Consider the following 15,724-nt stretch of genomic DNA (forward strand, 5'->3'; position numbering starts at 1 on the left):
AGCAACGCCCCCTGGCTGCAGTCCATCCGCTGAAGGAAATATACCGGACGGCCTGTTTCCAACCCGTCCAAGGCTGAGGCCAACCCTGAAGCTGAGGCTGAGACTACGGGACAGCCCTTAGGGCCGAAGCTCCCGCGTCGCGGACGACATCGGTCCGCCCTCCGAGCGCTCGGTCTTGTGCCCCTTGCTGCCCGGCGCCAGCGTCCGCACATCCACGGCTTCCGCCGGCGCTCCCCTCGCGTACAGCCCCTCGGGCTCGGTGTCCCGGTCGTGCGGAAGCAGCCAGAACACCCGTCGCCTGAACGTGCCGGAGGAACGGGACGGCTTGGCCTTCGGCCCCAGCAGGGCGTACCCGACCATCCGGCCGTCGCGGTGGTACGCGGGTCTGCCGCGCCGGGTCGGCAACCGGTCCAGGCTCTGGCGGACATAGTCGAGCCGACTGATGTCCTCAAGCCAGACCAGGTCCATTTCGTCGACGATCTCGTCCTCTGCGATGAGGGCACTCATACTGTCTCCTCGTCCGCGAGCAGGCCGATGCCCGGGTAGTACTTGCGCTGGTTGGAAAGGATCATTTCCTTCGGTGACGCCAGTCCCACCACCTCGCGGACACGTGCCGCGAAAGCCCGGGATGAGATCGCCGGTGCACCCTCATTCTGGCACCAGCTCCTGTAAGCCGCGTAGAGCTGCGCCTGCTCCACACGCAGATCGGCCTCAAGCCGACAGGTCTCGTGTACGAAGCGCCCGGTGTGGTCCTCGGTCTCCGCGTACGCCGTGGTCGCGATGCGGACCCGCTCGGGGCCTGAGAGGTCCTTGTCGCCCCCGAGGTAGCGACGGGCACCTTCGATGAGCCAGTTGAGGATGCCCGGACCCTCCTGGGTCACGAGGATGTCCGCCAGGTTGTCGATCTTGCGGTCGTCGGAAACGACCCGCTCGAACGGAATCAGCCGCATCCGCCGCCAGAACGCGAAGCCGCCCGTGCCCACCTCGGGCCGGTGGTTGCCGAGCAGCCACATCTTGTGCGTCGGCTCGAAGCTGAAGAAGTCCTGCCGCATCCGGCGCGCCTTGATCCGGTCACCACCCGTCAGCAGCTTCACGCGGGCCTCGTCGAAACGGTCCCCCGGCTTGACCTCGCTGCACACGATCACGCGCCGGCCGTGCAGTTCGGCCAGATCGGTGGGATGGCCCTCGTACGGACGCGACATCAGGAAGCCGGGAGGCGCCGCGTCCGCGTAGTCCCCGAGAAGCTTCATCAGGACGTCCAGCAGTACGGACTTGCCGTTCTTCCCGGAGCCGAACAGGAACGGCATCACCTGGGCGCCGACATCCCCGGTGACGGAGTAGCCGAGCAGCAACTGGAGAAAGTCGATCATCTCCGCACCGTCCGGTCCCTCGCCGAAGGTGTCGGTCAGGAAGCGGTTCCAGCGCGGCGTCGGCATCGGCTCCGGCGCGGCCGAGGTGGACCGGGAATGGAAGTCCTTAGTGGGCTCGGCGGGGCGGATGTACCCGGTACGCAGGTCGACGACCCCTGCAGGCGTGCACAGCGCGTACGGATCCGCGTCCAGCCGCGCCGCGTTGAGCACCATTCCCGGAGCGGACTTCGCCTGCGACAGCATCGCGTTCATCCCGCTGGTGCTCAGCGTGCGGCGGCGGTGCTGCTGTAACGCAGCCGGGGTGTAGACGCCTCGCGGATCGGTGGCGGCGATCGACTCCGCCAGATCGCCCGCCGACCACACCACGGTGTCGTCCTCGTCGATCTGCCACCGGGTGCCGTCCCACCGGAACCAGCCGATCCCGGGAACGTGCCGGTAGTCGTTGCAGTAGAGCTTGACGAACAACTTGGCGTTGCCGCGGTCGGTCAGCGTGTCGGGCAGCAGCCCGTCCGCCGTCGCCTCGCCATCCCCCTTCGGAGCGGCAGCGGCCGTGTACCGCGCGGACTCGTCGCTCTGCCGGGGCGCCGGGACGGGCTGCGCAAGGATCTGCGCGGCCACGGCCTGGACGTTGAAGGCGGACAGCGCTCTTTCCTCGTCCACACTCACGCACGCCCCCCGAGGGACAGCGGGCGTGCCAGACCTGCGCTCAGCCCGCCCCGGATGATGGCCAGGCAACGTCGTTGCTGTCCCGGACGGGCCTGCTCGGCCGCATCCTGTAACGCCCGCGTAGCCTCGGCCTCCGTGAAGTGCCCTGCTGCGACCAGACCGCCGACGGTGTACGCGGCCCGGTTCAGCTTCTCGGAGAACGCGGCGCCCTCGGGCACAGCCGCGCACGCGGCGACCTCGGCGAGAACTCCGGTCAGTACCCGGTCCCCCGCGCCGCGGCCGCCACCGGCCGCGAGAACGGCCTGCCGGGCACGGGGCGGCACGGGCCGGGTCCCCGGCACGGAAGCGGACGGCAGATGCCCGGTGCGCTCCAGTTCCCTGGCGAGCCATGCGGGCAGCGGCGCGGGCACCCGCACGGTTCCCACGGGCCGGTAGACCCCCGCAGGGGTCACGGTCCCGGGCGCCACGATGTACCCGCCGTGCGCCCGGACGTCGACCTGCCAGGCGAGGGCGCGACTGCCACCCGACCCGGAGGAGCACTGCCACCGGTGCCCGGCGTCGTTGCGGTACCAGACGTGGAGCCCCCCGGACGGGGTGCGGACACGCAAGGTCGACTCGTCGTCCGCGGGGCTGACCGCGCCGCGCAGGGCGGCCAGCACGCCCAGGGTGTGGAAGCCATTGGCCAGCCCGGTCAGGTCGATCCCGGCGGAGATCCCGACACCCGGCAACAGCCGGTCACGGTCAGGGAGTTCACAGGCATGCGCATCGATATCGATGACAACGAGGCCGGCCGGACCGGTGGCGACGCCCACCCCGAGATCCGGGCGGGACCCCCACCACTGCTGGATCCGGTCGAAATCCAGCGTGGCCGCATGGAACCCGTGACACCAGCGGCCCGCACGAATACAGTCGCACCCCCCTCGGGCATGACCCTGGACCCGGCACATCTCGCAGTTACCCACAGGCGTTTTACGTCCTGGAGCAAGAGGATGAACCGGCCACCCCTGGCGCGCACACCACGAGGCAGTTGTCAGAGGCTGCGAAGCGACCGATGCAGATCTCACGAACTGCCGTGGGTCGCTGCGCGAATCCTGCAGCTCAGCTGCCATTCACTTCCCCCATCAGCGACTGAAGCGACTCAAATCCCAAAATCAGATTAGCGAAATCTGAGAGAGAGCAGAGGCACATGGGGCAGAACAGATGTACGCATCTGCAAGAGGCCCCAGCGACCGGGCGACTGATCCCTCAGAGACTGACAATCGCTCAGTCGCTCGCCGACAGGCACACAGAACCCCAGGTCACAGGCGTACGCAACACAGAACAGCGACTGAAGCGACTCAAGCCCGCTATATATGACGCACACGCGCTCACACGCACACGTACGAATGTCTCCATATACCTGGAACTTGAGTCGCTTCAGTCGCTGTTCTCCTTGGCAGGCCCACTGACCTGCAGTTTTACGCCTCCGACCGAAACGGCTCAACACTCATTCAGTCGCTGACGTTCAGTCGCTGAGCCCGCTCCCCCACCGCCCGAACCGCTCAAGTCCGTTTGGATCCAGACTCAAGGGGCTTTCCCCTCACGACCGCCCCACCGCCGCATACCAGCCAGTCGCACAGACGAAGGACACACGAACATGCGGCCCGACCACCGGAGTTCCGGCGCACAGGCAGCCAACACACTAGCCACGCCGAGCAGTTCCTCGCCTCGACAGGACAACCGGGCCGGGGCGGGCCGGGAACCGTCACCAGCACCCCGGCCCGCCCTCACCAGGCCGATCATCGACCTGAGTTGGAGCCCTCGGCGAGGATCCTGTCGACAAGGATCTTTCGCTGCGCTTCGTCCATCTTCCTCAGTACGAGGTCGGCAACCTGATGGCCGTCATGCCAGGGCATCTTCGTGACTTTGCCGAGAGCGACGATGCCCGACTCCCCCGGGGCAAGCTGCGCCGGTGCGACCTGGCGCTCGGCGTGCTCCGACCGCTGGCCGGGCACTTCATCGTGCGTCGGCGATTCCGGTTCCCGAGCCCCGGAACTATCACGCCGTGATAGCTCGGCCTGCCCCTCCCCCGGGCTATCACGGCGTGATAGCCCGGTCTGTCCTTCCCCGGAACTATCACGCCGTGATAGTTCGGCCTCCCGCTCCCCTGGACTATCACGCCGTGATAGTTCACGCGCTGCCGAACGCTTCTGATCGCCTGCGGCGGCCCGCGCGTCCGCCTGCTGGCGCTGCTCGTCGGGCGGCAGCTTGGAGAGATTCCGTACGTGCTCGATCTTGCGGCGCCCCTCCACCAGGTCCGCTTGGAGTTGAGGATCGAGGTCGAGAACGGAGAGCTTCGACGAGATGGTCGACTGGGCGATGCCGAGCCTCTTGGCGGCCTTGGTTTGAGAACCGTAGAAGTCGACGAGCGTACGAAGGGCCTGAGCCTGCTCCAGGGGGTTCATATCGTCACGGTGGACGTTGGCCACGAAGGCTGCTTCGAGCAGCGCCTCATCAGTGGAGACAAGGGCGTTGTCGACGCTGACGCGAATCGTCGCAGCCCCAGCGAGACGTGCTGCGGCGAGTCGGCGGTGGCCATCGACAACGATGTACCGGGCACCCTCGTCGAGGTCGGCCGCACGGTGCGGCCGCTCTGCCAGATAGGCCTCGATGGACGCCACCGTGACAGCATTGACGAGCCCGATCTCCGCAATGCTCTCCGCCAGCCCCTCCAGATCGCGGAGCTCCTCGCGAGGGTTGTCGGGGTTCTGGCTGATGAGGCTCAGAGAGAGCTCGGTCGGTTCGGGTACGCCCGCCGTCGGTACGCCCGTAGCAGCGCGGATCGCGGCCCGACGGGCGCTGATGGGGCGGGCCTGGGCGAAGGAGGCGCCGGCTCCGAGGTTCTTGGCCTTGCTCACTTGCTGATCTCCCGGGCGAGGGCGCGGAGGGCGACGGACTGTTCGCAGCGGGGTGCGTAGGCAAGCAGCGGTCGCTTGGCGCGGACGGCTTCCTTCTGTTCCTTGAGGTCACCGATGACGCCTACGACACGCGGATCCTTTATGGCCATCCAGGACTGGAGCGAGGAGGTGGCGATGTAGCCGCGGCGGGCGTCGTAGTGGTTGACGACCAGGCCGAGGTAGTCGACATCGAGAGCGAGGTCATTGCGCATGTCCTCGATCTGGGACGTGAGCAGTTCGTAGGCATCGGCGCTGCTGTCCTCGGCTTGGACAACGATGAGGACGCCGGAGTTGCCCGGTACTTCCTGCGGGCGGCGGCGCCCATAGTAGGTGGCGGCGTCCATGCTGAGCCCGAGGCTGGGCGGGCAGTCGATCAGGATGACGTCGTAGTCGGGCTCGACTGCGGCAAGGGCTCGCTCAAGGGCGGCTTCGCGTGCACGGACGGATGCGAGACGTACGTCGAGGAGGAAGGCATCGGTGCAGGCAGGCAGCAGGTGCAGACGCCCACCGAACCGGTCCTCGTCGATCGTCACGATGAGGTCGCTCAGCGAACCCTTGCCATCACCGGCCATGTGATTGGTGAGGGAGTCCCCTTCCATGGCGAGTGGGGCATGGCCGAGCTGCTTGGTGAGGTGTCCCTGAGGGTCGAAGTCGACGAGCAGGACGCGCTGTCCGATCCCGGGCAGATCCTCCAGAGCGAGCGGATCATTGGCAGCCTCTTCGTCCTCTTCGAGGAGTGCGGCAAAGTGCTTGGAGACCCGAACCGGCACCAGGGCGGTGGAGTCCTCCGCGAGAGCTTCGCCGGTCCCGGCGGTAACGGCGGTCTTCCCGACGCCGCCCTTCTGATTGCAGATGACGACGCGTCGGACGATGTCCGGGCGCTTCACCGCGGGCGCGGGATGGCTGTCCAGCCAGACTCGTACGGACTGGGCCAGGCCCTGGATGAGAGAAACCCCGCGGCGCTTGCAGTCCGAGCGGAAGCCGGTCCAGAGCTGGGAAGGCAGGAACGTCGCGAAGGACTCCGCCCCAGAAGTGTCGATGGGGGAGAGGTTGGATCCGAGACCGCGCCATGCCGTGATGCCGGCTTCGACGGCGTCCTGCATGTCGATGCCGTGCTGAACGGCACGGACCTTGAGTTCCTGGCGGAGCCAGGAGGGCAGCTTCGAGACGACCTTCTCTCGGTCGCCCCTGGTGTTGGGTGTCGTCATAGCTTGTCACTCTACTAACGCCGAAGATCAATTGAGCGAACGAAACGTTAGCTGTGTCGTCTATTTTCGGTGTGGGGAGCTATCACGCCGTGATAGCTCCCCACACCGACAGACGAAGCCCCCACCTATCACGCCGTGATACCGATCTGCCGGGATACGGCGGCTGATCGCCCGGACGATGGATGCGTACGACGTACCGGAAGCCGTAGTGGTGAGTGGTGGGCCACCCCCTCGGCGAACTGATCGCGATCGAGTACGCGCGGGCCTATCCGGACCGAACTCGTGCAGCCATGAACCTGGACGGCTTCTGGTGGGGGAGACCTGGCGAGTACCCAGACGTTGAACTGTTGGGGGAGTTGCTGCACTCATCGGCTGACGCCCTTGCCCCGCCCGGGTACATCGAGGAGCAGGTCGCCGAGTGGGCTTTCTACAGGGATGAAAAAAGCAGCGCCCGCTGCTGCTGGTGCAAGCCGGCAAGCCCCATCCGCTCCCGTCGAAGGAGTGGTTCGACGAACTCCTCGCCGGATTCGCACGCGTTCTGTCCGCCGAACTGACCGAACTCGCCCACACCCGGCCGACGGTCACCTTTACCCGGATCAACGCCACCCACGCCAGGGTCCAGGAAGCTCCGGAACCGGTCTCCGAGTTCGTCCGCGCGCTGCCCAGTTGACCCGTCCCTCACAGGCGGCCCAACGAACAAGTCGCTCAGCATTCATTGGAACAGCGAGGCCAAACAGAAAACCGATGCATTGGATTGGCCGGGGGAGTGGCTCAGTTCATACTGCATCAGCTATAATGCGCGCCCTTTTGCTCCGCAACGCCACCCAACTCTCCCGGATGCGGCAAGAGCCGTAACTGGAAGCTCTACAGGGCATCTTGTCCATCGCGGGTGCCGAGCCGGCCAGGATTCAGACGATGAGCCGTTGCGGTCAGCCGGGTATATGGAGCCGCGGGTGGCAAACACGATGGAGTGGCTGATCACAGCGGGTGGCTCGGGTAGGCACTCCCGCCGCAGAGTCCATGAACCTATCGTCGGGGCGCGCTTTCGTCGGCTGAGGTTCAGTACGGCGAGTAGATGGTCCAGCCGGTGACATCAGCTCAGGAACAGGGCCTGACGCCCCAACTGACGCTCAGCCGACACAGCCACACATCCCAGCTTTGAGCAGGGGCGGCAAGTCGACTGCGGGTCTTCTTTTATAAGAGGCGCCGACCCTCCAAACAGCTCTGACCTGCACATATTCGAAGTTGATCATGCTCTGGCCGACACATTTGGTAGGTCGAAATGTTAACCTGGCCAGCACATTTGGCCCTAAAAGTAAGGCTCAGGCTAACTTTTGAGGACGGCCATGCGCGCAGGAAAAACCGCAGGTCAGGGGCGAGTGGAAGCCGGGCGGACCTGCCGGTCGGTGGCGTCGATTCGATCAAAATGTGTCACATGTTGACACTAAAAGTTAGGCTCAGGCTAACTTTCACTGCTTGCGGGCGCTAGAACTTCGGCTGAGCCTAACTTTCCAGACGGGCCTGACGTTCCTTGCAACTCGGAGCGTGTCGAGCCGTCAAAAGTAAGGCTGAGCCTAACTTTTGGGATAGCCTCGGACCGCCTGAGCAACAAGGAGGGTCCAGTGACATCTGAAACGCCGTCGCGCCAGCCGCGTCGGCCCCGAGCGGTGCCTTCTCCCGGGTCCTCGCCGGAGAGCAACACCGTGTACGACGACATCCTGAACCTGCTGGGTGAGCAACTCGGCGCGACCGCCCAGGAGGCAACACCCACAAGGGCAGGGAAGCGCAAGCTCAAGGGCGTCACCTTCGAGTACGAGAACGACCCGCGATCCGTCCACAGCTTTGCCGGAGGCGCCGGCTACAGCCTCGCCAGCAACTGGTTCACACAGTTGCTGCCCCAGCTCTTCATCGCCAACGGCATCACGAAGAGCCAGCTGTGCGTGTTCCTGTACGTAGCGGGCGGGCAGAGGCCCGGCACCGGGATCGCGGAGTACACCCAGCAGGAGATCACCGACGGCCTGAACGGACTCGCGGCCAAGAAGCCCGGCGCAAAGATGATCACCAGGCCCACCGTCAACCGCGCCGTCCGAACCCTCTGCGAGTACAAGTGGCTTGAACCGGCAGGAAACGGGCGGATTCGTCTCAACGTCACGCTCTGGTTCCAGGGCAACAGTGCCGACCAGCACGAGGTGCTCGCCCAGATCGCCGCAGACCACGAGGACGATCCCACCGCGTTTCCGCACAGGATTGGTCCGGAGATCGTCCACCACCAGGAAGCGCTGGACCTTAACCTGGATGGCGAAGTGCCCGAGCCTGTCAGAAGGAAGCGCACAGGGTGATGCCCGCTACCACGACAAGCCGATTCGATACGGAGGAAGGCACCGATGGCCGTTGCAGTCATGTCGCCGCTCGTCGCTGAGCGCATCTGGGCCCTGCCCATCGGAGCTGCCCCGGTGAAGTTCCTTCAGTACCTGATCTTCCGGAGCGAGAACGGAGGCGCACTGCCGAGCCAGCGCGAGATGGCGGTGGAGTACAAGGTGAAGCCGCCCACCGTCAGCGCACTGATGGAGCCGCTGTTCGAGCTGAACCTCGTGCTGCGTTCCCGCGCCGAAGGCCGCGGGGGCAACCGCTATCGACTCCACCCACTTGCCGCCAAGTACGAGAGCGTGACGGAGATGGAAGCCGCCTTCGCGTGCGCCCTCGAAGAGATGAAGAGCGGCAAGCTGCCGACCATCCAACTACCGGAATACCGAGCGGCACCGCCGGCCGAGGGCCGCCCCGACCTCCGTATCGCCTGACCAGACAAAACAGAGGCCCCGCCATCCACGATGGCGGGGCCTCTGTGCCTGAACAACAAGTTGTGGGCCTCACTATACCGGTACGCGCGACGGTCGGCGAGGTGCCGCCGTCGACAGCCCACCGCCCCCGCCCGCACTGGTCCAACCGGCCTCCGACAGCGAGCTCGGAACGCCTTGTTACGTTCCCACCATGTGCCCATGGGGGCGCAGTCATACGGGACCGAAACAGTGACGCGCATGAACACGAGCATGCGCGTGACCCCGAACACGAGACGGCGGATTGTCTCCGTACTCCTGGCCCTGTCCGCCTCTGCCACTGCCCTGGGCGTCCCAGGTGCGGCGTTCGCCCAGGAGCCGGCCACCGCCTCTGTCCCACCGATCCGTTGGGGCACCTGCCCCAAGGCCGAGCCGCCCTACCCCGACCCCAGCCCGAAGGCGCAGTGCGCGACGGTCAAGGTGCCGCTGGACTGGTCGAAGCCGAAGGGCCCGAAGACCGCCGTCTTCGTCGCCCGATACCGGGCCACCGACCCCGCGCGGCGGATCGGCGTTCTGATGTCGAACCCGGGAGGCCCCGGGGTGGCCGGGGCCGACGACGCGCTGTACGCGGACGACCCCATCGGGGGCTACTCCCCGGCCATGCTCCAGCGCTTCGACATGATCGGCTTCGACCCGCGCGGCATCGGCCGCAGTCAGAGCGCCGACTGCGACGAGACGATCACCGACTCGATCCCGGCCCGTCCCCACAACGCAACCGAGTTCGAGCGGCTGCGCACCCTGAACGGCCGACTGGCGGACAGCTGCCTGAAACAGACGGGCCCGCTCGCGGCCCATATGGACGGCGAGAGCGTGGCCCGCGACATGGACGCGATCCGCGCCGCCATCGGCGAACGCGAGATCAGCTTTCTCGGCCACTCCTACGGCACATTCATCGGCGAACGTTACGCACGGCTGTTCCCGGGCAACCTCCGCGCGCTGGCCCTCGACAGCGCGATGGACCCCGACCGGCCGAACGCCGAGCGCTACCTCACCGACGGTAGCATCACCATCGACAACACCCTGAAGCGGCTTGCGGCCTGGTGCGAGAAGGACACGGCCTGCGCACTCAAGGGCAGAGACCTGACAGCCGTCACCGACACGCTGTTCGCCCGCGCCGACGCGGGCACACTGCGCGAACCCGGCCCGCACGGACCGACGCGGACCAAGATCGACGCCGACGAACTGTCCGACTTCCTCACCTTCGCCCTCGGCAAATGGAACCCGGCGGAGGCGGCACAGCAGCTGGCCGCCCTGCACACGGGAAAGGGCGAGGTCCGCTGGTTCTCCAGCGGCACCGACCCCGCCTCGCAGCTCGTGCTGTGCCGGGACTACGACTTCCGGATCCGTGACTACGCCCAGTACCGGGCCATCCGCAAGAGGGTCGCGAAGGCCGCCCCCCACGTCCGCTACAACGCCCAGGCCCTCAACACCGTCCTCGGCTGCCAGGGCTGGACCATGCCACCCAAGCCCCGCCCCGCCCGGGCGAAGGGCGACCTCCCACCCGTCCTCGTAGCCAATGCCACCCATGATCTGGCGACTCCACTGCCGGGCGCGCAGCGCATGGCGCGCTCCTTCCCGCAGGCATCCCTGTTCACGATGGATGTCGTGGGTCACTGGCTCTACCGCAGGGGTGGGACGGAGTCTGCAATGCGAGTGATCGACACCTACCTCACCGCCCCGAAGGGCTGACCGGGACCTCCGGAGGAGGGGCCGGCGGCTCCAGGAGCCCGGCCAGGTGCGCGTGGAGGACGCTGTGTGCCTCCTGCGGGAGGAGGTGGCCGGTGCGGCAACACCGCTGAACCGCGCCCATCGACACCTGCGCGCGGGCCGCGACATCGCGAAAGGGCACGCCCTTCAGCCCGCGTTCGTCGGCGAGGTGGCACACGGCCTCGGCGATGAGGCGGCGTCGGCTCACGTGATCCACCTGCCTGGGCATGCCCAGGCACCTCCTTGTTCACAGCGCTCTGCTGTGCAGTGCACGCATCTGTACGTGGATGAGGAGGGAAGAGCCATGCAGGACGCTCTGTGGAAGATGTCGGCCACCACACAGGTGGAGGCCGTTCGCAGCACAGAAGTCTCCGCTGTCCAACTGGTCGACAGTCACCTGGATCGCATCGCCGAGGCCAATTCCCAGGTGAACGCGGTCACGCAGCTCCTGGCGGAGCGCGCACATGAGGCCGCGGCACAACTGGAACCATCCCCATCGGACACAACAACATCCTCACCCTGATCCTGGCGGGGCTGCACACGCGCAGCGAGCTGTTCGGCGACACGGTCGGCCCGTGGGACAGCAGCCGGACCCCGGGCGGCACCAGTGGGGGAGGCACCGTGGCCGTCGCCACAGGCATGGCGGCACTCGGGCTCGGCACCGACTCCGGCGGGTCGGTGCGCATCCCGGCCCAGTTCTGCGGTGTGCCGGGCTGAAGCCGTCCACGGGCCGATTCCCCGCCGACCACCGCATCCTCGGCCCGGACGACCCAGGCCCGGCATTCCAGATCCTGGTCACCGATGGTCTGCTGGCCCGGACCGTGGGCGATCTTCGGCTTGCCTACGAGGTGCTGGCCGGGACCGAACAGCGAGACCTGTGCCTGGGCGCGGCCCAGGCGATCGCGGACCGACTCGGAGTCGTCACGCCGGTCGACCCGCGGAGGTCAGGCCGGGCGGGGCCGGGGCACCCCTGTTCCGGCGCCTGGCCGTCCGGTCGGTCCCGTTGAGTCCCTGGTTCTTGAGTCCCTCGTTCGGTCCCTCGACAAAAGCGCAGCTCAGAGGCACCTGCTCTGCCTGAACAGGGGACTCAAGGGACTGAAGGGACTGAAAATCCCTGTTCCAGTCATTACGCGTGTGCGTGCATGCGGACACGCGAGTACAAGGCCTTTATCCCTGAGCAGCTCATAACTGAGAATTTCAGTCCCTTCAGTCCCTCGGTCAAGCCTTAAAAGTCCTGTGACCTGCGCTTTTCCATGAGGGACTGAACAGGGACCAAATGCGTCCCAGTCCTTCAGTCCCTCCCCGCCTCCGTCAGGACCGACACGCCCGGCCGACCGACCCGATCAGCTGCTTGTCCAAGGAGAGGACCCCTCAACTCCCCAGGCAACGAAGGGACTGAAGGGACTGAAGGGACCCAAACCGGGGAACGGCCGCCCCCTCGTCCGGACCGCTGATGTAGGCTCTGGCCTCATTGGAAAACTCAGTCCCTTCGGTCCCTTTCCGGGTGCTAGCAGCGCTGTGACCTGGTCTTTTACCGCAGGGACTGGCAGGGACTGAACAGGCTATTAGCCCCTCGGCAAGGACGATCAGCGTGCCGCGTCAAAGTGAGACCAGCGTTCCCCGCTCCACGGGAACCGCCAGTCCCTACGACGTTGCCCGCTGGTGCGCCGGAAACGGCTGGCCAGTGCACCCGCTGGCCCCGGGCCGCAAGACCCCGGCCGCCAACTGCCCGACATGCCGCGTCGAGCCCCACAGCCCTCAGGACTGCCCCTGCCATCCCGCAGGCAGGTGGTGCCACGGCTTCCACGCAGCGACCACGAACCCCGCGCTCCTGGACGCCTGGTGGGGCAAGCACCCCACGCTCGGAGTCGGAGTCTCCTGCGGTCCGGCAGGCCTCGTCGTCCTCGACATCGATGCTCACAGCGCCGAAGTCCCCGACCGGAACCGGCTCCTGCCCGGCATCCCGATCCACGAGAGCGTCAACCTGACAGGCCTCGCCTCCGGGTTCGACACCCTCGCCCTGCTGGCCGCCCTCCGTGGCCGACGCAGCCCCGCAGACGACGACTCCACCCTGCGCGTACGAACTCCATCGGGCGGACTGCACGTCTGGTACCGGACACCCCCTGAAGGTCCGCGCTACCGCTCCTCGGTGGGCTCAAGCCCGAAGACCGCCCTCGCCTGGCAAGTCGATGTCCGGTCCACCGGCGGCTACATCGTGACCCCAGCCACCCCCACTTCCGCCGGCATGTACAGCCCGGTCGGCGCAGCCCGGCTCCCCGCCATCCTGCCCGACTGGCTAGCCGCCGAACTCCAGCGCACAGGCCACCCGGTCGATCACCGCCCCGCCCAGGTCACGCCCCCCCGCCCCGGCTCCCCGCGCCCAGCCCGTCAGCGCGCCCACCGGCTCCTGGAACCACTCCTCGACCAGGTGAAGGACTGCGCCGCCGCCCCTGAAGGCACTGCCTTCACCGAGAAACTCAACCGAGCCGCCTACACCGCCGGCGGCCTGATCGCCTCCGGCCACCTCACCGACAGCCAAGCACGCGACCTGCTCACCGCGGCCGCCGACGCTGCTCGGCCGCATCGCAGCCGCCACAGCCATAGCGTCATCACCTCTGCCCTGTCCGCCGGCGCAAGTCGGCCGCTCCATTTCAAAGGACGCCCATGAGCAGCGCCGACAGCCCGCGCTTCGACGCCACTGCCGCAGCGCAGCAGATGCTCGATCTCGAAGTCCAGGCGGAGCAGCCCAGCCTGCCTGCCCAACAGAGAGCCGCCACTGCGGCCGTCCACGAGCCACCAACACAGTCGGGCCGGCTCCCTGGGCTGCTCACCGACCGCGGCAACGCCAAGCTGTTCGCGGTGATGTTCGGCGACCAGTTCCGCCACGTCGAAGGCCTCGGCTGGTACCACTGGGACCAGTACCGCTGGAAGCGCACCGGAGGCGAAAAGGCCGCGGTCTGGGCGGCGGGCGATCTGGCCGAGCAGATGCCCGCCACCGACCCGACCGGCCAGTTCACCGACCGCGAACTCGCCTCCCACCGCCGACGCTCCATGTCGACCCCGGGCATCAAGGCCATGCTCACCCAGGCCAAAGCCTCACCGGCACTCGCTCTGGACCCCGACGTCCTGGACGGCGACCCCTACGCCCTGTGCACCCCGGCCGGCGTCGTCGACCTCCATACCGGCCACCTCCACAAGCCCGACCCCGAAGCCGACATGCACTCCCGGGCCACCAGCGTCGCCCCCGAGACGATGCCCACCCCCCGCTGGCACCGCTTCCTCCACGACACCTTCGGCAACGACGCCAAGGGCGAGGAGACCATCCACTTCCTCCACCTGCTTCTCGGCTACTCCGTCACCGGCGACGTCGGCGCCCAGGTACTGCCCTTCCTCTACGGCACCGGCGCCAACGGCAAGTCCGTGCTGCTCGACGTCATGACCCAGATCCTCGGCGACTACGCCCAGGCCGCCCCGCCCGGCTTCCTCATGGAGAAAGGCAAGTTCTCCGAGCACTCCACCGAGCTCACCGAACTCCACGGCCGTCGCATCGTCGTCTGCTCCGAACTGAAACCCAACGACAAGTTCGACGAATCCCGGGTCAAGCTCCTGACCGGCGGCGACCGCATCATGGCCCGACGTATGCGCCAGGACTTCTTCAGCTTCAACCCCACCCACAAACTCTGGCTGCTCGGCAACCACCGCCCCGAAGTCGGCACCGGCGGCCACGCCTTCTGGCGCCGGATCCGCCTGATCCCCTTCGAGCGCGTCGTCCCCGCCGCTCGCAAGATCGACAACCTGGCCAAGGAACTCGTCCAGAGCGAAGGCCCCGGCATTCTCCAGTGGCTCATCGAAGGCGCCCAGCTCTACCTCGACACCCGCGACCCTCTCACCGGGCCCGCAACGGTCCGCATCGCCACCGAGGCCTACGCCACCACCGAAGACCACATCGGCCGCTTCCTCACCGAGTGCTGCACCACCGAAAACGGCGACCTCCGCGTCGAGCAAGGCTTGCTGTACGCCACCTACAGCAGCTGGTGCAGCGCCGGTGAAGGCATCCGCCCCGCCACCGCCCGCGCCTTCGCCACCCGCGTACGTCAGGAACTCTCCCTCGCCTCACCCGCCGACATGATGAAGTCGAGCGGCAAGAAGTACTACCCCGGCCTCGGACTTCTCACCGACGATGAACCCCAGGCCGGCCATGCCTGACCAGAGCGCCCGACACACACCCGCCAACCCGGCCTACCATGAGCACGGTGCCCCCACCAGGGCCGTCGACAACGAAAAGGGGCTGCAGCCATGAGCTCGCTGCTGAACGAGAGCGACCTCCGCCACGAGAGCACCGTGGTGTGGCTGGAGAACCTCGACAACCTCGACTACGTACGCCAGGCGCTCGACAAGACCGCCCGCCGCCGCGGCAAGCCCCGCTACGAACGCGACGGACGCATGGTCGGCTACACCGAGCTCGACGCCCACGCCGAAGCCGACCCCGACAGCGGCCTCCAGCTCCGACGTGTCTTCTTTCTCCTCCCGCACGACCGCGATGCCAACCCCGACGGCCCCTACCACGAAGGCGCCCCGGGCGAAGCCGTGGATCCCCGCACCATCGCGCCCAAGCGCGTGGGCGACAAAACCCCCCGCTCCCAACGCGGCCCCGCCGCATCAATAGCAGCCCCCACCACCTGACCCTCGGCGAGACCGAGCGCGTTCCGTGGGCCAGGGGAGGAGACCGTGCCGCCGGAGGTTTCGGGTGGGCCCGTGGTGGAGGCAACGGCTCTGATCTCACGCTCAAGGAGCTGACCGGCCAGGCTCACACCGCCAACTACCGTGTCTACGGGCCCGAAGATCTGGATACGGGGCTTGCTCACCCAGTTCCACCTCAGCCTGGAGCGCGTCCTGGGCCCTCGCCTGGTGCCGCATCAGACGCCTCACGGTCCCAAGCCGTCAAGTGGGCGGCCGCAGTGCCTGTGTAGCTTTGCTGACTGTTCGATTAGCAGCGCAAGGGG

Annotated in this window: 12 protein-coding genes and 2 pseudogenes; 8 read left to right on the forward strand and 6 right to left on the reverse strand. The window is 67.1% G+C overall.

Annotated elements, in window-relative coordinates; translation table 11 throughout:
• Positions 1 to 117: 117 nt before the first annotated feature.
• The 5 genes from ABZY11_RS09665 to ABZY11_RS09685 all read right to left on the reverse strand — a co-directional run bounded on the left by ABZY11_RS09665 (position 118) and on the right by ABZY11_RS09685 (position 6,180).
• Positions 118 to 507: a DUF6009 family protein gene (locus tag ABZY11_RS09665; RefSeq protein WP_356478606.1), complete on the reverse strand. Its 390-nt coding sequence runs from the start codon at positions 505 to 507 to the stop codon at positions 118 to 120.
• Positions 504 to 2,036 (reverse strand): phage/plasmid primase, P4 family, encoded by a 1,533-nt coding sequence (locus tag ABZY11_RS09670; RefSeq protein ID WP_356478607.1) that lies wholly within the window; start codon positions 2,034 to 2,036, stop codon positions 504 to 506. Before ABZY11_RS09670 ends, ABZY11_RS09665 begins: the two co-directional genes overlap by 4 nt.
• Entirely contained in the window at positions 2,033 to 3,145 is a 1,113-nt protein-coding gene (locus ABZY11_RS09675) for a bifunctional DNA primase/polymerase (protein ID WP_356478608.1), read from the reverse strand. The genes ABZY11_RS09670 and ABZY11_RS09675 overlap by 4 nt, the downstream gene beginning before the upstream one ends.
• Positions 3,146 to 3,814: 669 nt before the next feature.
• Complete coding sequence (locus ABZY11_RS09680; RefSeq protein WP_356478609.1) at positions 3,815 to 4,933, reverse strand: ParB/RepB/Spo0J family partition protein; 1,119 nt, start codon at positions 4,931 to 4,933, stop codon at positions 3,815 to 3,817.
• The gene (locus tag ABZY11_RS09685; RefSeq protein WP_356478610.1) at positions 4,930 to 6,180 is read right to left on the reverse strand and encodes a ParA family protein; all 1,251 of its coding nucleotides are present in this window, start codon (positions 6,178 to 6,180) and stop codon (positions 4,930 to 4,932) included. The genes ABZY11_RS09680 and ABZY11_RS09685 overlap by 4 nt, the downstream gene beginning before the upstream one ends.
• A gap of 463 nt (positions 6,181 to 6,643) precedes the next feature.
• On the opposite strand from ABZY11_RS09685, the gene ABZY11_RS09690 reads away from it, so the two are divergent.
• The 4 genes from ABZY11_RS09690 to ABZY11_RS09705 all read left to right on the forward strand — a co-directional run bounded on the left by ABZY11_RS09690 (position 6,644) and on the right by ABZY11_RS09705 (position 10,703).
• Positions 6,644 to 6,850, forward strand: coding sequence for a hypothetical protein (locus tag ABZY11_RS09690; RefSeq protein WP_356478611.1), 207 nt, complete (start codon positions 6,644 to 6,646; stop codon positions 6,848 to 6,850).
• A 1,033-nt stretch (positions 6,851 to 7,883) separates the two neighbouring features.
• A complete protein-coding gene (locus ABZY11_RS09695; RefSeq protein WP_356478612.1) occupies positions 7,884 to 8,519 on the forward strand; it encodes a hypothetical protein in 636 nt (211 codons plus the stop codon).
• 45 nt (positions 8,520 to 8,564) lie between these two features.
• Positions 8,565 to 8,978 (forward strand): hypothetical protein, encoded by a 414-nt coding sequence (locus tag ABZY11_RS09700; RefSeq protein WP_356478613.1) that lies wholly within the window; start codon positions 8,565 to 8,567, stop codon positions 8,976 to 8,978.
• A gap of 237 nt (positions 8,979 to 9,215) precedes the next feature.
• A complete protein-coding gene (locus ABZY11_RS09705; protein WP_356478614.1) occupies positions 9,216 to 10,703 on the forward strand; it encodes an alpha/beta hydrolase in 1,488 nt (495 codons plus the stop codon).
• 91 nt (positions 10,704 to 10,794) lie between these two features.
• Here the strand turns inward: ABZY11_RS09705 and ABZY11_RS09710 are convergent.
• Positions 10,795 to 10,950: pseudogene (locus tag ABZY11_RS09710) on the reverse strand (TetR family transcriptional regulator); the annotation flags it as partial.
• 75 nt (positions 10,951 to 11,025) lie between these two features.
• Here ABZY11_RS09710 and ABZY11_RS09715 point away from each other — a divergent pair.
• The 4 genes and pseudogenes from ABZY11_RS09715 to ABZY11_RS09730 all read left to right on the forward strand — a co-directional run.
• Positions 11,026 to 11,596: pseudogene (locus tag ABZY11_RS09715) on the forward strand (amidase family protein); the annotation flags it as partial.
• A gap of 716 nt (positions 11,597 to 12,312) precedes the next feature.
• Positions 12,313 to 13,389: a bifunctional DNA primase/polymerase gene (locus ABZY11_RS09720; protein ID WP_356478615.1), complete on the forward strand. Its 1,077-nt coding sequence runs from the start codon at positions 12,313 to 12,315 to the stop codon at positions 13,387 to 13,389.
• Entirely contained in the window at positions 13,386 to 14,927 is a 1,542-nt protein-coding gene (locus tag ABZY11_RS09725; protein ID WP_356478616.1) for a phage/plasmid primase, P4 family, read from the forward strand. The genes ABZY11_RS09720 and ABZY11_RS09725 overlap by 4 nt, the downstream gene beginning before the upstream one ends.
• A gap of 90 nt (positions 14,928 to 15,017) precedes the next feature.
• A complete protein-coding gene (locus ABZY11_RS09730) occupies positions 15,018 to 15,404 on the forward strand; it encodes a DUF6009 family protein (RefSeq protein ID WP_356478617.1) in 387 nt (128 codons plus the stop codon).
• Positions 15,405 to 15,724 lie beyond the last annotated feature (320 nt).

This window comes from Streptomyces sp. NPDC006510, assembly GCF_040611955.1.
GTDB lineage: Bacteria > Actinomycetota > Actinomycetes > Streptomycetales > Streptomycetaceae > Streptomyces.

Bases quoted from the DNA above. Each gene is read 5' to 3' on its own strand.
- ABZY11_RS09665 (WP_356478606.1), bottom strand. From the start codon at position 507: ATGAGTGCCCTCATCGCAGAGGACGAGATCGTCGACGAAATGGACCTG.
- ABZY11_RS09675 (WP_356478608.1), bottom strand. From the start codon at position 3,145: ATGGCAGCTGAGCTGCAGGATTCGCGCAGCGACCCACGGCAGTTCGTG.
- ABZY11_RS09685 (WP_356478610.1), bottom strand. From the start codon at position 6,180: ATGACGACACCCAACACCAGGGGCGACCGAGAGAAGGTCGTCTCGAAG.
- ABZY11_RS09700 (WP_356478613.1), top strand. From the start codon at position 8,565: ATGGCCGTTGCAGTCATGTCGCCGCTCGTCGCTGAGCGCATCTGGGCC.
- ABZY11_RS09705 (WP_356478614.1), top strand. From the start codon at position 9,216: ATGAACACGAGCATGCGCGTGACCCCGAACACGAGACGGCGGATTGTC.
- ABZY11_RS09725 (WP_356478616.1), top strand. From the start codon at position 13,386: ATGAGCAGCGCCGACAGCCCGCGCTTCGACGCCACTGCCGCAGCGCAG.
- ABZY11_RS09730 (WP_356478617.1), top strand. From the start codon at position 15,018: ATGAGCTCGCTGCTGAACGAGAGCGACCTCCGCCACGAGAGCACCGTG.